Origin of the sequence: Nocardioides sp. NPDC006303 (assembly GCF_040613175.1) — a bacterium.
Taxonomy (GTDB): domain Bacteria; phylum Actinomycetota; class Actinomycetes; order Propionibacteriales; family Nocardioidaceae; genus Nocardioides.
Genome location: NZ_JBEXRR010000001.1, coordinates 120,836 through 137,326, shown reverse-complemented (window position 1 = coordinate 137,326; position 16,491 = coordinate 120,836). Strand labels below are relative to the sequence as shown.

The window sequence follows — 16,491 nt, the reverse complement described above, 5'->3', positions numbered from 1 at the left end:
TTCAGTATCAGGCGGGCGGGGTGCCCTCGGGCGAGCCGGCCTCGGCCGGCTTGGCGACGTCGACACCGTTGGCGGACTGGGGGCCGGACTGGGCGCCCGACTGCTTCCCGGCGGCGCGGATCGCCTTGGCGAGGTTCTCCTTGTCGCGCTCGACGATCCACCGCGGGATCTCGACCGCCGGGCGGTCGGAGGGGCGGCGGGTGTCGGAGCCGGTCCAGGCCGGACGCGGGTCGCGGCGACGCAGCGGCTCGAAGATCTCGGCGACCTCGTGCTTGGAGAGCGTCTCCTTCTCGAGGAGCTCCAGGACCAGGGTGTCGAGGACGTCCCGGTTCTCCTCGAGGATGTCGAAGGCCTCCTGGTGCGCGGTGGCGAGGAGCTTCTTGGTCTCGTCGTCGACGACGGCGGCGACCTCCTCGGAGTAGTTGCGCTGGTGACCGATGTCGCGGCCCAGGAACGGCTCCCCGTTGGACTCGCCGAGCTTGATCGCACCGAGGCGCTCGGTCATACCGAACTGGGTGACCATCGCGCGGGCGAGGTTGGTCGCCTTCTCGATGTCGTTGCCGGCGCCCGTGGTCGGGTCGTGGAAGATGAGCTCCTCCGCGGCGCGGCCGCCGAGCATGTAGGACAGCTTGTTGAGCATCGCCGATCGCGTCTGGCTGTACTGGTCGTCGTCGGGCATCACCAGGTTGTAGCCCAGCGCCTTGCCGCGCGGCAGGATCGTGATCTTCTGGACCACGTCCGGGCCCGGCAGGGCCGCGGCGACCAGCGCGTGGCCACCCTCGTGGTAGGCGGTGATGAGCTTCTCCTGCTCGCTCATCAGACGCGTGCGCTTCTGCGGGCCGGCGATGACCCGGTCGATGGCCTCGTCGAGCGCCTTGTTGGTGATCAGCTTCTGGTCGCTGCGAGCGGTCAGCAGCGCGGCCTCGTTGAGCACGTTGGCCAGGTCGGCACCGGAGAACCCGGGGGTCCGGCGGGCGACCGAGTCGAGGTCGATGTCGCCGGCCAGCGGCTTGCCGCGGGCGTGGACCTGCAGGATCTTCTCGCGACCGGCGAGGTCGGGAGCGTCCACCTGGATCTGGCGGTCGAAGCGGCCCGGGCGCAGCAGCGCCGGGTCGAGCACGTCGGGACGGTTGGTCGCCGCGATCAGGATGACCCCGCCGCGTACGTCGAAGCCGTCCATCTCCACGAGGAGCTGGTTGAGCGTCTGCTCACGCTCATCGTGGCCACCGCCCATGCCGGCGCCGCGGTGACGGCCGACGGCGTCGATCTCGTCGATGAAGACGATGGCGGGAGCGTTCTCCTTGGCCTGCTCGAACAGGTCGCGGACCCGGCTCGCACCGACACCGACGAACATCTCGACGAAGTCCGAGCCGGAGATCGAGTAGAACGGCACGCCGGCCTCGCCCGCGACGGCGCGCGCGAGCAGGGTCTTACCGGTGCCTGGCTGGCCGTAGAGCAGCACGCCCTTGGGGATCTTGGCGCCGACGGCCTGGAACTTCGCGGGCTCCTGCAGGAACTCCTTGATCTCCTGGAGCTCCTCGACCGCCTCGTCAGCACCGGCGACGTCGGCGAACGTCGTCTTCGGCATGTCCTTGGTGATCAGCTTCGCCTTGGACTTGGCGAACTGCATGACCCCGCGACCGCCACCGCCCTGGACAGAGTTCATCAGGAACAGGAACAGCACGATGATCAGCACGAACGGCAGAGCGAAGCTCAGGATCGAGCCGAGCACCGAGGGCTTGGCGACCTCGGAGTTGAACTTCTTGAGGTTCTCACCCTCGGCCTGGGTCTTGCGCACCATCTCGATGAGCGCTTCTTGGTCACCGTCGACCCAGGAGGTCGTGACCTCGGAGCCGCCATCGCGGGTGCCCTTGACCAAGGTCGCCTTGATCTCCTGGTCGCCGTCGACGAACGTGATCTCCTTGACCTTGTCGTCCTGGATGTACGACGTCAGCTGGCTGGTGGTGATCTCGTCGCCGCCGTTGCGGGGGGCCAGATACTGCAGCGCCAGGATCACACCGAGCACTGCCACGATGATCCACAGCCAGGGACCTTTGAATATGCGCTTCACAGGCTTCTTTCAACCGTTTACGGGGTCAGACATACACGCAGGGCAGCGCGCATGTCATTTAGAACGACGGTACACGCCAAATCGTGCCCGAACCCACCTGAGCGGTTCCGCCGTCAGCGAAAGCACGGGTCCGGCCGAGCGTTGACCTAGGGTGTGGACATGACCCAGATCGGGACGGGTACGCCTGCTGCCGGGAGCAGCTCCAACAGCCGGGTTGCCTGGTTGATCATCGGGGTGCTGCTCTTCCTCGTGTTCGCCCTCATCATCGCCGCTGGCGTGGTCGCCTGGCGGCTGGTGGCGCAGGAGCCCGGTGGCGTACCTGCTCCTCCGACGGGATCGCCGACCGCGTCGGCCCCCGCGTCGGCCCCCGCGTCGGCCCCCGCGTCGGTCGCCCCCGCGCCGGTCCCGGACGGCGCTTGGAAGCCGGTGACCTCGGCCAAGGACGGGATGACCTACGACGTACCTCCGGACTGGGAGCCGGGCCCGGACACGCTCGCCGGGTTCGAGTCGCCCGCAGGCGAGGTCACGGCTCTCATGCACGGCATCGCGACCTATGGCGACGACTGGTGCGACGACAACTGGCACACCCTGGTCGGCTTCGTCACTCCGGGCTCGATCTCCGACAAGGGTTCGATCGAGGCCACCGCGATGCACTGGGCCCAGGCGGCCGCTCAGGACGACGGCGGCAGCAACCCGACCGGATCCCTCGGTGAGCGGCGACAGGTCAAGGTCGACGGTGGCCGGACGACCGCGACCGCCGTGACCGCCACCGCCACACCGCTCAGCCAGAAGTGTCCGGTGCCCGCCATCGAAGTGACCGTGGTGTCGATCCCCAAACCCTCGGGCCAGGCGCTCTTCGTGGTCGTCGCCGACCGTGGGGCGGAGGGCTCGAACCCGGACGCAGCGCTCGCGAAGGTGATCGCCAGCGTGCGTCCGGCCGAGTGAGGCTCAGCTGCGCATATTGCTTCGGGCTCCGCTTCAGCTGTAGATGTGCGGCGCGAGGGTCGAGATGTCGCGCAGGTTGCGGTACTTCTCGTTGAAGTCGAGGCCGTAGCCGACCACGAACTCGTCGGGGATGTCCCAGCCGACGTACTTCACGTCGACCGGCATGCTGACCGCCTCGGGCTTGCGGAGCAGGGTGGCGATCTCGATGCTCGCCGGGCCGCGGCTGGTGAGGTTGGATGTCAGCCAGGTCAGGGTCAGGCCGGAGTCGATGATCTCGTCCACGACCAGCACGTGCTTGCCGGTGACGTCGGTGTCGAGGTCCTTCAGGATCCTCACCACACCGGACGACTTGGTGCCGGAGCCGTAGGAGGAGACGGCCATCCAGTCCATCTCGACGTGGCGGTTCAGGGCGCGCGCGAGGTCGGCCATGATCATCACCGCACCACGTAGGACGCCGACGATCAGCAGCTCCTGACCCTCGTAGTCCTTCTCGATCCGGCGGGCCAGCTCTTCGACCTTCGCCTGGATCTCGTCGTGGGTGAACAGGGTCTTCACGAGGTCGTCGCCGACGTACTCGGTGTCCATGTCCGTCACTCTAGATGGTGGTGACGCATGCGGCGGAATACCCGGTTCACCGGGTATCCCTGCACTTCTCAGGCGTTGCAATGCCAGAGAAGTGCAGGAATACCCTGAGAAGTCCGCCTTACGACGCGCTCGACGCAGGCCGGATGTGGATCGAGCCGTCACGACGTACGGCCTGACGGTGTCCGGGAAGGTCGATCCAGCGCTGGCCGCGCCAGTCAGTGACCAACCGGTCGATCGCCAAGACGTGCTCACGGGTCAGCTCCGCGGGCGGGCAGCCGGCTTCGATCGCGGCGATCCGGAGGACCCTGGTCCGGACGGCGGAGGGATACCCGGCAAGGGTCTCGACCGGGAGGGATCCGCCGAGCTCGCGGTGCATCGCCTCGGCGATGTCGTCGATGAAGTCGGCGTCCTCACGTAGCTGCTCGGCCGTGCGAGCCAGCGCATCGGCGACCCCAGGGCCGAGGTCCTCCTCGAGCGTGGGCAGGACGCGGTGGCGGATGCGCGCGCGGGTGTAGGCGAAGTCGCGGTTGTGCGGGTCCTGCCAGACGTCGAGGCCCTCGACCTGGCAGGCAGTCTCCGTGTCGATCCTGGTCGTCGCGAGGAGCGGCCGTCGATAGCGGTCGAACGCCGCGCGCATCCCGGAGAGGCTGCGCGCGCCCGAGCCCCTGGTCAGGCCCAGAAGCACGGTCTCGGCCTGGTCGTCGCGGGTGTGGCCGAGCAGGATCACGCTTGCGCCGAGGCGCTCGGCGAGCTGGTCGAGGACCGCGTAGCGGGCCTGGCGCGCCGCGGCCTCGGGCCCCTCACCGTCGGCCTTGACCTCCACCGTCGCGGTCACGGTCTCGTCGACGCCCATCTGGGCTAGCTGGCCGACGACCTTCGCGGCCTGCGCCTGGCTGCCGTCCTGCAGCCCGTGGTCGACGGTCGTGCCGATGATGTGCAGCCCGAGCTTGTGACCCTCGAAGACCGCGGCCGAGGCCAGCGCCAACGAGTCCGCTCCCCCGGAGCAGGCGACGATCACCTTCTCGCCCGGCTCGAGCCGCTCCAGCGTGGCGCGGACAGGGCGGCGTACCGCAGCAACCGAAGGGTGCAGGCTCACAGGACCCGGGTCACCCAGGCGTCCGGCTCGACGATCTCGGCCTTGGTCGGGAGGTTCTCGGGGCCGGCGAAGACGGCGTTGAACTCCTCCATGCCGACCCGGTCGACCACGTGGCGTACGAACTTCGCGCCGTCGCGGTACTGGGCCATCTTGGCCTCCAGCCCGAGCAGGCGGCGCAGCAGGCGGTCGAGTACGCCGATGCCCTGGCGGCGCTTGTTGAAGGCCTTGCGGATCGTGGTGACGCTCGGGATCACGCCGGGGCCGACGTCGTCCATGACCACGTCGGCGTGGCCCTCGAGCAGCGACATCATCCCGGTGACCCGGTCGATGATCTCCTTCTGCTCGGGCTTGGCGAACGCGTCCACGATGCTGCCGTTGCCCTTGAGCGCCTCGGTGACCCGCTGCAGACCGCCGTCGAAGATCGAGGCCGGGTCCATCGCTTCGGAGAGGCCCTCGATCTGCGCGAAGAGGTGGTCGCGCATCCAGGGGCTGGCGGTGAACTGGACCCGGTGGGTCTCCTCGTGGAGGCAGACCCACAGCCGGAAGTCGGTCGGGTCCAGCCCGAGCTCGCGCTCGACGTGGACGGCGTTGGGCGCGACCAGCAGCAGCCGCCCCGACGGCCCGTAGAACGGGTCGAACTGGCCGAGGATCTTCGAGGACATGAAGCCGAGCAGGCCGCCGACCTCGGCCGCGCTGATCTTGGAGCCGACCGCCTGGGTGAGGGCTCCCGGGGTGCGCTTCGCGGTGATCCGGTCGACCACCGGCGAGATCACGTGGGCGAAGGTGTCGGCGTTGGCCTGGATCCAGCCCCTTCTGTCGACGACCAGGACCGGCGCGGTGTCGCGGGGCGCGTCCAGGCCGGTGAAGGCGCGGACGAACTCGGTCGCCTTGGCGGCGTCCGCGCGCAGCTCCTCGACGGCGTGCTGGGCCTCGCTGCGCGAGACGATCGGGCCATCTCCGGCGACCTTCGCGCCGAGGCGTACGGCCAGGTCCCAGTCGACCATGGCGGCTCCGGACGGGGCGGGGTCCTCAGCACGATGGGTCATGCGTACGACCGTATCCGACCGGACCTATGCCGAGCATCGACACGTCGCGACCGCCGTCATCGCGTCATCGAGGGCGTCGCGTACGTCCAAGGTCTGTGCTGGCTTGAACCCGTCGGCCATGAGTACGACGACGAACGGCGTGCCGCGGGCGTCGACCGCGATGCCGGAGAGCCCGGAGACGCCGGTGAGGGTGCCGGTCTTCGCACGGACGCGGCCGCGACCCGGCTCGGCGTCGAAGTTGAACCGCCGCGAGAGGGAGCCGACCCAGCCGGCCACCGGGAGTCCCGTCATCGCCGGCGCGAGCTCGGGACGGTTGGGGCTGGCGGCCGTCTGGAGCGTGCTCACCAGCAGCGTCGGCGGGATCAGGTTCTGCCGGGAGAGGCCGGAGCCGTCGCGGAGGACCAGGCCGGTGGTGTCGATGCCGAGGTCCTTCAGGGTGGCCGTGATCGCCGCGGTGGAGCCGTCGAACGTCGGGGTGCCCGCCGCGAGCCCGACCTGTCGGGCGAGCACCTCGGCGAGCTGGTTGTCGCTGTACTGCAGTGTGTATTCGACGATCTCGCGCAGGGTGTCGCCCTGCCGTACGGCCAGCTGGGTGCCTGCCTTCGTCCCCCGCGCGGGCTCCCCGTTGACCCTGATCCCGTGCTTGACCAGGGCCTTCTTGAACTGCTCGGCGGCCTGCATGGACGGATCCCGGCTGTAGCCCGACGACTGGGAGCCGCCGTGGTCGACCAGCAGCGCGGTGATCCCGCCGACCTCCTCACCCAGATAGGTGCGTCGCCAGGTAGGACTCAGGGTCGGGCCGGCGAAGAGGCTGTCGTCGTAGGCGAGGGTCACCGACTTGGTGGTGCCGAGCTCCCGCGCCGTCTCCGCGGCGAGGTCGTCGAGGTCGCTGGTGCTGAGAGATGCGTCACCTCCACCGACGAGGGTGACGGTGCTCCCCTGGAGCGTGGTGCTGGTCTCGAACCGGCGCTCCGGGCCGTACGCCTCCAGCACCGCCACGCTGGTCAGCACCTTCGTGACGCTCGCCGGGGTCGCGGCCCCGGCGCCGTGGCGCACCAGCGGAGCGCCCTCGAGCGGCGCGATCGCCGCCTTGAGGTGCTTCCCGAGCCGCTTGTCGCCGACCATCTCCCGCATCACCTGCTCCAGCGCGGCCTGATCAGGCTTTCCCGGGGCTCTGGTCTGCTCGCCCGCAACCGCGGCGGGGCTGACGGCGGCGATGCTCAGCGGGGCCGGCGGAGGGGTCGGCGCGACGTTGCCGCGCGCATAGCGGACCCACCCCAAGGCGTACGCAGCAGCCGCGACTCCGACCAGCAGCGCGAGCACCAGCGGCAGCACGACCACGAGCTTTCCGCGGCCCTCCTCCGGCTCCTCGGAAGGCCACTTCGGCGCGCTTTGGGGCTCCACGGATATCCTCCTCGATGCCGGATCCGACGCCGATCGGTGTCAGACTGTCCGGCATTCCGTTTTTGGGTTTGTCTGGAGGCAGAGAAGTGACGCAGGAGTTCGACGTACTGATCGAGGTCCCCAAGGGATCCCGCAACAAGTACGAGGTGGACCACGAGTCGAACCGGCTTCGACTCGACCGCGTGCTGTTCACCTCCATGATGTACCCCGCAGACTACGGCTACATCGAGGACACCCTCGGTGGGGATGGTGACCCGCTCGACGCGCTGGTGCTCACCCCCTACCCGCTCTTCCCGGGTGTGCTGGTCGAGGCCCGCCCGGTCGCGATGTACGTCATGGAGGACGAGCAGGGCCAGGACGAGAAGGTCCTCTGCGTCCCCTGCGACCCCCGCTTCGACCACATCCAGGACCTCGCGGATGTCGACGAGTGGACGCTCAACGAGATCAAGCACTTCTTCGAGCACTACAAGGACCTCGAGCCCGGCAAGTCCGTCAAGGGCTCGGACTGGGTCGGCAGGGCTGCCGCGGAGTCGGAGATCGCCGCGTCCATCGACCGGTTCAAGAACACCGCTCACTGAGGCGTCGCCTGCTGACCGAGGTAACTCGGTCGGGGTGCGCGCGAATGTTGACCGAGGTAACTCGGTCGAGTGTCACTTCCTTCGTGGACTTCCACGAGGGAAGTGGTCGTTTACCGCGGTAACTCGGTCAGCATTCACCCAGCGCGGCGCACAAGGAGTCGTAGGTCGCGTCCACCTCGCCCGCGACGGTCGAGACGACCTTGGTCGCGGGGCGTTGGGCCACCAGCTCGGCGAGGTTGGCGGCGTACGCACGGAGGTGCTCGTCGCCACCGGACTCCGCCACGATTTCTCTCACGATCGGATGCCAGGGGTCGCTGCCGTCATCGCGTCCGTGGAAACGGCGTAGCGCGTCGTCCTCGACAGTCTCGAGCATGACCTCGACGAACTCGGCGCCGACGTCGTGCGCCGCCGTCTCGAAACGTCGGAGCTCGCTGACCCTGGCGAACAGCTGTGGAAGCACGACGTCGCCGGACTCGCTGAGGTAACCGCGGATCAGCCCCAGCGCCGCGGGCCTGATCCGTGCGCCGGCGCCGATGAAGTCGTCCCTCCACCCGCTGATGAACGTACGCAGCAGATCGATGTCACACACCAGTGTGCCGGGGTGGTCGGCCGCGAAGCGCCTGGCGAGCGTCGACTTTCCTACTCCGGGCATTCCGTTGATGAGGATCAGCCTGGCCACGCGGCAAGTCAACCACCCGTCGTTGTTCAGCTGGCGACCCGCATCCGGGACTCGACCCGAGCCAACGTTTGCCGGGGACTGTCCAGGTCGTCCCAGGTGAAGCGCACGAAACGGTAGTCGGTGATCTCTCGGATCTCGTCCTCGCGCCGCTTCTCCTCGAACAGCGCATCGCTGGGTGACTGGCCGGGCCTGAGCAGCTTTCCGTACTTGACCTTTCCGTCGAACTCGCCGAACAACCGGAACTGGGGCCAGGCCCAGTCGACGATGCCGACCAGCGAACCGTCAGCGCGGTAGACCGGCACCTGCAGCTCCGGGCGTGGCAGACCTCCGACGCGGAACAGCCACAGGCATCGCGACTCCCCGATCGATCCCGACAGCGGATCAGCGTGTGCGACAGCGGCTCCGAGCTGATGGCTGAAGGGCCACTGGTTCATCCGCCTGTATTCGGCGATCAGCTCCTCCTTCGTGAATGCCTTCGCTCGAAGGCCGGCATCGAGAAGGCACTGAGTGACCTCATCGTTGGCCTGGAGGCTCGTCTCCAGCGCGCATCGCACCGCAGGCAGCGTACGCAGCCCGTCGCGCGTCTCGATCTCGTCCTCCCTGACGACACCCAGGTGATGGACGACGTCTCCCTCGAGCGGTCGTCCTGCACCATCGAGCCTGGTCACATGCACCTTGGCGAGGTCCACACCCCAGAGGTCGATCCCGTGAGCGACCATGCCGGACACGTGGCTGAGAGCGATCTTGGCGCCCAGCGAACGCTGCACGGCTCGGGCACGCACGCGATGTCGTCCAACCGGGTCGAGCGCTGCCCATTCGTCGGCGAACACGTATGCCCCGCGCCGGATGCGGTGCCATGCGCCCTGACGGACGACCCCGGTGATCTCGCGGTCTGCGTAGCCGGCGTTCTTGGCCTCGCGGCGGGTGAAGAAGCCTTCGGTGGCGGTGATGATTCGTAGTGGGTCCATGCGTCCCAGGGTTCGTCCCCACACCGATGTTTCCGACCCGATATCGGCTGGCTGTGGATAACCCGGGCCCCAACGTCACCTGTGGATAGTCAGCGGCCCGCCATCGCACGACGCGGCGGTGGATGCTCACCGAGGTAACTCAGTAGCCGCCCGCTTACCTCGCGGAGCTCCACGAAGTAAGCGACAGCCGACCGAGTTACCTCGGTGAGCATCCGCCCCCTCAGCCGATCAGGTCCTCCGACCGCAGCAGCTCCTCCGGCACACCGAAGCCGTCGACGAGCAACCTTGCATCCGGGCGCAGCTCGCGGCAGAGGCGGTTGACCTCGGAGGTGATGGCCTTGGAGCGCTCGGAGGAGAGGCGGCCGTGCTCCATGAACCAGGCGCGGTCGGCCTCGATGACCGAGAGGGCGCTGAGGTCGCAGAGGAGGTTCATCAGGTCGCGTACGGGACCATCGGGGAGCACACGGACCTTCTCCCGGAACGCCTCGTGGATCAGCCGCTCCACGTGCGCGTGAGCGACGCCGATGACGTGGTCCTGCACGGTCGAGAAGACCGCCCCGGGCTCACGCCCGGCCTTGACACCCGACTGCAGGCGCCGGGCGACACCGGCCAGCATGTGCTCCTCCCGGAAGCGCAGCATGGCCAGGTGGTAGTCGGAGTCGAGGATGTCCGGCTCGCGCTCGCCCGCGACCGGAACGACGTCGCGGACCCGCTCGAGCAGCTTGTGCACGGCGGTCCGCTCCAGGACCGTCTCGACGGCGAGACCGGCGACGAAGCGTACGAGATCCAGCTGGTCCATCTCCTCGAACTCGCTGGAGTAGCCGGTGAGCAGCCCCTTGGCGACCAGCTGCAGCAGCACCGTGTTGTCGCCCTCGAAGGTCGTGAAGACGTCGGTGTCGGCCTTCAGGGCAGCGAACCGGTTGGCGGCCAGATAGCCGGCCCCGCCGCACGCCTCCCGGCACTCCTGGATCGTCCGGGTCGCGTGCCAGGTCGCCAGGGCCTTGGTTCCGGCCGCTCGGGACTCGAGCTCGCGCCGGGCGTGCTCGGAGGTCGTCATACCGGAGAAGACGTCGTGCAGATCGTCGCGTACGACCTCCTGCGCGAAGCGCAGCGCATAGGTCCGCGCGACCAGCGGCAGCAGCCGGCGCTGGTGCTGGCCGTAGTCGAGGAGCAGCGACTCCTCGGCGTCCGCCGACGTCTCGAACTGCCGGCGCCGCAGCGCGTAGCGGACAGCGATCGTCAGTGCGACCTCCGATGCCCGGATCGCGGCCCCGCCGACCGAGACGCGTCCCTGCACGAGCGTGCCGAGCATGGTGAAGAAGCGCCGTCCGGCCGACTCGATCTCGGAGACGTACTCGCCGGCCTCGGTGACGTCGGCGAAGCGGTTCAGGAGGGACGTACGCGGCACCCGCACGCCCGTGAACCACAGTCGTCCGTTGTCGACGCCGTTGAGCCCCATCTTGGGTCCGTCGTCCTCGATCCGTACGCCGGGAGCAGGCGCGCCGTCCACCCGGATCGGCACCACAAGAGCATGGACGCCGCGCTCCTCGCCGCCGACCACGAGCTGGGCGAAGACGACCGCGAGCTCACCGTGGGCCGCGGCGTTGCCGATGTAGTCCTTGTACGCATCCTCCCGGGTCGTCTCGATGACGAACTCCCGCGCATCCGGGTCGTAGGTGGCCACGGTCCCCACGGCGGCCACGTTGGACCCGTGGCGATGCTCGGTCATCGCGAAGCAGCCGAGCAGGCGCCCGGAGACGATGTCGGCGAGATAGCGATCGTGGTGCCGGGCGGTGCCGAGCTGCAGGATCGCACCGCCGAAGAGCCCGAACTGCACGCCCGATTTCACCAGCAGCGACAGGTCGCCGCCGGCCATCTCCTCGAAGGCGGCGATGGAGGCGCCGACGTCACCACCCCCGCCGTACTCGTTCGGGAACCCGAGCCCGGTCAGACCGGTCGCAGAGACGTCGAGGAGCACCTCCCGTACGCGTTCGCGATACTCGGGCCGGGACAGTTCCTCGACCTCGTCGAGGAAGTCGGCGCGCTCGATCAGGGACTTGCGTACGTCCTCCCGGACTCCCGCGTATCGCCCGTCGAGAAGTGCGGTCAATGAGGCTGCATCGATGGCGGTCACACCGCCACCTTAAGCCTCGATCAAGCCCGGATCAGGTCAGCTCGTGGGCGACCTTCGACTCGCGGTCGGCGATCTCGTCGGACTCCGCGACGAGCCGCCGCACGCCCTTGCGTTGGAACTTCTGACCGGCCGCCAGGCCGCCGAAGTAGTAGGCGACGAGCGCGATCATGCAGCCCGCGATGTCGTCGGCGAGATAGTGCCAGCCGAAGTACACGGTCGCGACGACGGTGATCCCGAAGTTGATCCAGCCGGCCCAGCGGGCGATCTTGTTCTTGACCGTGGCCTGGATCATCAGCGCCACCAGCAGGGTGATGCCGCAGTGCAGGGAGGCGAAGCCACCGACCGACTGCACCACGTTGGCGTCGACGTCGAAGAGGACGTGTTGCCTGGTGAAGACCAGCGACTCCATCAGTGTGCTCGCCGGTGTCTCGGGCAGGTCGGCGTAGAGATAGGGGTACTGCAGGCCCGGACCGACCGTCGGCAGGCAGTAGTAGGAGACCGTGCCGAGGATCCAGGCGATGCACTGCGAGCTCACGAACCAGTAGCCGTAGGCGAGGTTGCGCGACCACACCAGCCAGCCGGCGACGGCGAACGGCACCAGCGGCAGGAACCACATGTAGATGTAGGAGAGGAACCAGGCCGCCCAGCCGGTGCCGAGGAGGTCGTGGAGCACGATCGCCGGGTCGGCGCCGAAGAGCACCGCCTTGTCGATCAGGTGCAGCTCGTGGTCGAACTCATAGGTCTCCGGCACCACGAACGGCAGGAACGACTTGAGGTTCCGATAGCAGACGTAGACCAGGTAGAAGCAGACGATGCCCAACGCCACCAGCGTCAGTCGCTCACGGGTCCAGTGGGTGCGGACCCGATCCTTGAAGATCGGGCCCATGTCCTTCCACTTGAACTTCGACTTCCACAGCGTGCGTGGCACGAGGTCGACGAGGAGCGCAGCTCCGACGAGGAGGGGAAGGCGGAGCCAGGACGGTCCGAGGAAGCCCTCCGGGTCGAGCATGCGCTTGTCGACGATCTGCGCGGTCACGACTGCGATCAGGCCGAAGATCAGCGCGCTACTGACGAGGAAGATCTGAGCGCGACGATACATAGCCGTTAAGTTTAAATGGCGGGTGGCCGCTCTGCCGATTCGGGGACAACAGATTCTGGGACGGCCAGCCGATTCGGCTCGACCCTCAGCCTGACCGACTCCCCCGGAGCCGGCGCCGAGTCGGCGACGGCGTCGACCTCACCGACATCGTCGAGACGTACGACGAGCCGGTGCAGCTCCGGCGTGGCCCTCGCCGAGACCACGGTGCCGGTGAGCGGTCCTGCCGGATCGGCGACGAAGGCGGAGCGGCGCAGCGCCACCGCGCCGGCCGGCGCCATCCCGGCGGCCTTCAGGATCGTGTACGCCGCCGGCCCCTCGAGCACGCGGGCGTAGCCCAGGAACAGGGCGGCCCAGGTGTCCGTCGGTCTCGCCCACACCTCCCGCAGGGTCCCCGCCTGCACCAGGTGACCGTCGCGCAGGAGCGCGATCCGGTCGGCGACCGCGAAGGCCTCCTCCTGGTCGTGGGTGACCATCAGCGCGGTGGTGCCCGCCTCGTGCAGGATCCGTCGCAGGTCGCCCGCGAGCCGTTCCCGCAGCCCGGCGTCGAGAGCGGAGAGCGGCTCGTCGAGGAGCAGCAGCCGCGGTTCGACGGCGAGAGCCCGCGCGAGCGCGACCCGCTGCCGCTCGCCACCGCTCAGCGTGCCCGGGAGGCGGTCCTGGTAGCCGCCCAGGCCGACGAGCTCCAGCAGGTCGGCGACCTTCCTCGTACGGTCGGCGGCCGGGATCCGGCGCAACCGCATCGCGTACGCGACGTTGTTCGCGACGCTGAGGTGCGAGAACAGCTGCCCGTCCTGGAACATCAGCGCGAAGCCACGCTTGTGCGTCGGCACCCCGCGCAGCGGGCGCCCGTCCCAGCTGATCTCGCCCGTCGCCGGCTCCAGCCCGGCCACGGCCCGCAGCAGCGTCGACTTGCCCGACCCCGACGGCCCGAGCAGCGCCAGCACCTCCCCGTCCGCCAACTCCAGGCTGACGTCCGAGACGGCCGCCTTCCCGTCGTACGCCACCGACACCTCACGCAGCGACAGCATCGCAACCTCGATCCTGGTTCACAGTGCTCCGATCGACGGTACGCGGAGACGCTCGACGAGGAGCATCACGACGGCGGTGGTGGCGGCGAGGACGCAGGCGGCGGCGAGGGCCATGCCGTAGTTGTCGGACCCCGGACGGGACAGCAGTCGCAGGATGACGACGGGGAGGGTGGGGCGCTCCTCGCGGACGAGGAAGGACGTCGCGCCGAACTCCCCCAGCGACGCCGCGAACGCGAACCCGGAGGAGGCGAGGAGCGGCTTCCAGATGGCAGGTACGTCCACGGTCATGACCGCGCGCAACGGCCCGGCCCCGAGCCCGGCGGCGGCCTGACGGAGACGGTCGTCGACCGATCCCAGGACCGGCACCAACGTCCTCACCACCAGGGGCAACGCCACCAGAGCCTGCGCCAGCGGCACCAGCCACGGCTCGTCGCGGAAGTCGAGAGGGGCCGAGCCGAGGGTCAGGTAGAGCCCGAGCCCCAACGTGACGGCGCTGACCCCGAGCGGCACCATGAAGAGCCCGTCCAGGACGGAACGCACCCGCCGCTCGGCCACCGACCGGGACCGGCGCGTCACCGCGAACGCCACCAGCAGACCGAGGGTCAGCGCGACCAACGACGCCTGCACCGCGACCGCCAGCGAGGTCATCAGCGCGGTCGTGGCCGGAACCGGCAGCGGAGGGTCGAACCCGGGAGTCTGCAGGGCCGTGTAGTTCCGGAGGCTCCACCGGTCATCGTCTCGCAGCGACCCGAGCAGCAGGGCGAGCAGCGGCCCGGCGACCAGCAGAACCAGCACCGACGTCGACAACAGGGCCGGGATGTCCCGCATCGAGACCCGCCGGCGGCGTACGACGACCCGGGACTGCGCCGGATCCGGCACCGATCGCAGCCGGCCGGCCACGACCAGCAGCCCGATGACGACCACCAGCTGGAGCACCGACAGCACCGCCGCACCGGGAAGGTCGAACAGGGTGAAGGTCAGCTTGTAGATCTCGGTCTCGATGCTGTTGTAGCGCACCCCGCCGAGGGTGAGCACGATCCCGAACGCGGTCGCGCAGAAGAGGAAGACCACCGACGCCGCGGAGACGATCGCGGGGCGCAGCGCCGGCAGCGTGATCGTCAGCAGGACCCGCGCCGGCGAGGCACCCAGCGCGGCAGCGGCCTCCCCGGGACGCGGGTCGAGCGACTCCCAGGCCGCACCGACCGCACGGATCACCACCGAGGCGTTGAAGAACACCAGCCCGAGGATGATCGCGGTCGGCGTCCCGTCGAGCCCCAACCCGGCCAACAGCCCGGCCTCGCCGATGAGCTCGCGGAAGGCGACCCCGACGACGACCGTGGGGAGCACGAACGGCACCAGCAGCCCCGCCCGGATGATCCGCTGCATCGGAAAGCTCAGCCGATAGAGCGCGAACGCGGCCGGCAGCCCGAGCGCGACGCTCAGCACCGTCGCCAGCCCCGAGGACCACAGCGTGAACCAGAGCGCCCGCTGGATCTCCGGGCGCCCGAGGATCCTGGTCACGACCGAAGGATCGAAGGATCCCTCGAAGAACAGGCCGCGCTGCACCATCCCGATGACCGGCAGGACGAAGAAGACCGCCAGCACGGCCACCGGGAGAGCGGCGAGCGCGACCAGGGTCCCGATTCGCCGGGTCACAGCACGACGGGTGGAGCTCACTGCGCGATCGTGTCACTCCAGGTCGCCAGCCACGCTTCCCGGTTCTCGTCGATCTCCTCAGGCTCGACCGAGAGCGGCGAGGTCGGCTGCTGCGCGAACTTCGCCCAGTCGGCGGGCAGCTCGACGCCGGAGGAGACGGGGAACACGTACATGCTCTCCGGCAGCGCCCCCTGCACGCTGTCGGAGAGCATGAAGTCGATCAGCGCCTTGGCGCCCTCGGGGTGGTCGGCGCCCACGAGCACGCCGGCGTACTCGACCTGTCGGAAGCACGTGTCCAGCAGCGCCTTGGTCGTCGTCTTGCCGTCCTTGACGGTGAAGGCCGGCGAGGAGTCGTACGACACGACGATCGGTCGCGTCCCCTTGCCGCCGCCCTGGGTGAAGTCGGAGTAGTAGGCCTGGTCCCAGCCGTCGACGACCTTGGTGCCGTTGTCCATCAGCTTGCCCCAGTAGTCGGCCCAGCCGTCCTCGCCGTACTCGGCGACGGTCGCCAGCAGGAACGCCATCCCCGGCGTCGACGTCGCCGCGCCGGGGGTCACGAAGAGATCCTTGTACGCAGGCTCGGCCAGGTCGTCGAGCGACTCCGGCGGCGCCAGCTTCTTGGCCGCGAACCACTCGGTGTCGATGTTGACGCACACGCTGCCGTTGTCGACCGGGGTGAGGAAGTGCTTGTCGTCTCCCGGGAGGTTGAACTCGTCGACCCCGGCCGGGACCGTCTTCGGCGTGTAGGCCTCCAGTGCGCCCTGGTCGATCGCGCGGCTGGCGAAGGTGTTGTCGACGCCGAAGACCGCGTCACCGTCGGGGTTGCCGGTGTCCATGGCGATCTTGGTGGTCAGCTCGCCACCGTCGCCCGCATGCCGGATCTCGGCCGTGTAGCCGGTCTTCTCGGTGAACTCGGCCAGCACCTCCTTCGGCAGCGTGAAGCTGTCGTGGGTCAGCAGCACGACCGACTTGTCGTCGGAACCGCTCGACGGCTCGGCGTCCGGCTCGGCGGGGCTGCCCCCGCATGCGGACAGCAGCAGCGCCGAGATAGCAGTGGCAGCGATGGCAGGCGTACGCATGCGCATTCCTGACTCCCTTCGCCGGTATCAACCGGAGCAGGTTCGGAGGGTCTGCGGCGCTGTTCGCCGCACTCTCAGGCCTTCCGGCCTCCCCTGTCTGTTCCCGCCAACACTACTGGTTGC

General features: G+C 68.9%; 14 protein-coding genes and 1 riboswitch. Of the genes, 2 read left to right on the top strand and 12 right to left on the bottom strand.

Annotation, left to right across the window (positions count from 1 at the left end; translation table 11 throughout):
- Window positions 1-7: 7 nt before the first annotated feature.
- Window positions 8-2,071 carry an ATP-dependent zinc metalloprotease FtsH gene (gene ftsH, locus ABZY89_RS00655; RefSeq protein ID WP_355223818.1) on the bottom strand — a complete coding sequence of 688 codons (2,064 nt, stop codon included), beginning with the start codon at window positions 2,069-2,071 and terminating at the stop codon, window positions 8-10.
- A 159-nt stretch (window positions 2,072-2,230) separates the two neighbouring features.
- Between ftsH and ABZY89_RS00650 the strand changes: the two genes are divergently transcribed.
- Window positions 2,231-3,016: a hypothetical protein gene (locus tag ABZY89_RS00650; RefSeq protein ID WP_355223816.1), complete on the top strand. Its 786-nt coding sequence runs from the start codon at window positions 2,231-2,233 to the stop codon at window positions 3,014-3,016.
- Between the two features lie 33 nt (window positions 3,017-3,049).
- Here ABZY89_RS00650 and hpt read toward each other — a convergent pair whose 3' ends face one another.
- The 4 genes from hpt to dacB all read right to left on the bottom strand — a co-directional run bounded on the left by hpt (window position 3,050) and on the right by dacB (window position 7,147).
- A complete protein-coding gene (gene hpt, locus ABZY89_RS00645) occupies window positions 3,050-3,601 on the bottom strand; it encodes a hypoxanthine phosphoribosyltransferase (protein WP_141801736.1) in 552 nt (183 codons plus the stop codon).
- A gap of 118 nt (window positions 3,602-3,719) precedes the next feature.
- Complete coding sequence (tilS, locus tag ABZY89_RS00640; protein ID WP_355223814.1) at window positions 3,720-4,697, bottom strand: tRNA lysidine(34) synthetase TilS; 978 nt, start codon at window positions 4,695-4,697, stop codon at window positions 3,720-3,722.
- Window positions 4,694-5,743 (bottom strand): zinc-dependent metalloprotease, encoded by a 1,050-nt coding sequence (locus tag ABZY89_RS00635; RefSeq protein WP_355223812.1) that lies wholly within the window; start codon window positions 5,741-5,743, stop codon window positions 4,694-4,696. The genes tilS and ABZY89_RS00635 overlap by 4 nt, the downstream gene beginning before the upstream one ends.
- 24 nt (window positions 5,744-5,767) lie before the next feature.
- Window positions 5,768-7,147 (bottom strand): D-alanyl-D-alanine carboxypeptidase/D-alanyl-D-alanine-endopeptidase, encoded by a 1,380-nt coding sequence (gene dacB, locus ABZY89_RS00630; protein ID WP_355223810.1) that lies wholly within the window; start codon window positions 7,145-7,147, stop codon window positions 5,768-5,770.
- Window positions 7,148-7,233: 86 nt separating this feature from the next.
- Here dacB and ABZY89_RS00625 point away from each other — a divergent pair, with 86 nt between their 5' ends.
- Window positions 7,234-7,725 (top strand): inorganic diphosphatase, encoded by a 492-nt coding sequence (locus ABZY89_RS00625; RefSeq protein ID WP_355223808.1) that lies wholly within the window; start codon window positions 7,234-7,236, stop codon window positions 7,723-7,725.
- A gap of 127 nt (window positions 7,726-7,852) precedes the next feature.
- On the opposite strand, the gene ABZY89_RS00620 is transcribed toward ABZY89_RS00625, so the two are convergent.
- The 7 genes from ABZY89_RS00620 to ABZY89_RS00590 all read right to left on the bottom strand — a co-directional run bounded on the left by ABZY89_RS00620 (window position 7,853) and on the right by ABZY89_RS00590 (window position 16,368).
- Window positions 7,853-8,404: an AAA family ATPase gene (locus ABZY89_RS00620; RefSeq protein WP_355223806.1), complete on the bottom strand. Its 552-nt coding sequence runs from the start codon at window positions 8,402-8,404 to the stop codon at window positions 7,853-7,855.
- A 26-nt stretch (window positions 8,405-8,430) separates the two neighbouring features.
- A complete protein-coding gene (locus tag ABZY89_RS00615) occupies window positions 8,431-9,372 on the bottom strand; it encodes a type IV toxin-antitoxin system AbiEi family antitoxin domain-containing protein (protein WP_355223804.1) in 942 nt (313 codons plus the stop codon).
- 220 nt (window positions 9,373-9,592) lie between these two features.
- Window positions 9,593-11,506 (bottom strand): acyl-CoA dehydrogenase, encoded by a 1,914-nt coding sequence (locus ABZY89_RS00610; RefSeq protein WP_355223802.1) that lies wholly within the window; start codon window positions 11,504-11,506, stop codon window positions 9,593-9,595.
- Window positions 11,507-11,537: 31 nt separating this feature from the next.
- The gene (locus ABZY89_RS00605; RefSeq protein WP_355223800.1) at window positions 11,538-12,605 is read right to left on the bottom strand and encodes a phosphatase PAP2 family protein; all 1,068 of its coding nucleotides are present in this window, start codon (window positions 12,603-12,605) and stop codon (window positions 11,538-11,540) included.
- 11 nt (window positions 12,606-12,616) lie between these two features.
- The gene (locus tag ABZY89_RS00600) at window positions 12,617-13,633 is read right to left on the bottom strand and encodes an ABC transporter ATP-binding protein (protein ID WP_355223798.1); all 1,017 of its coding nucleotides are present in this window, start codon (window positions 13,631-13,633) and stop codon (window positions 12,617-12,619) included.
- Between the two features lie 18 nt (window positions 13,634-13,651).
- The gene (locus ABZY89_RS00595) at window positions 13,652-15,310 is read right to left on the bottom strand and encodes an ABC transporter permease subunit (protein WP_355223796.1); all 1,659 of its coding nucleotides are present in this window, start codon (window positions 15,308-15,310) and stop codon (window positions 13,652-13,654) included.
- A complete protein-coding gene (locus ABZY89_RS00590) occupies window positions 15,307-16,368 on the bottom strand; it encodes a thiamine ABC transporter substrate-binding protein (protein WP_355223794.1) in 1,062 nt (353 codons plus the stop codon). Before ABZY89_RS00590 ends, ABZY89_RS00595 begins: the two co-directional genes overlap by 4 nt.
- Window positions 16,365-16,473, bottom strand: a riboswitch (TPP riboswitch). (Overlaps the previous gene by 4 nt.)
- Window positions 16,474-16,491: the final 18 nt, after the last annotated feature.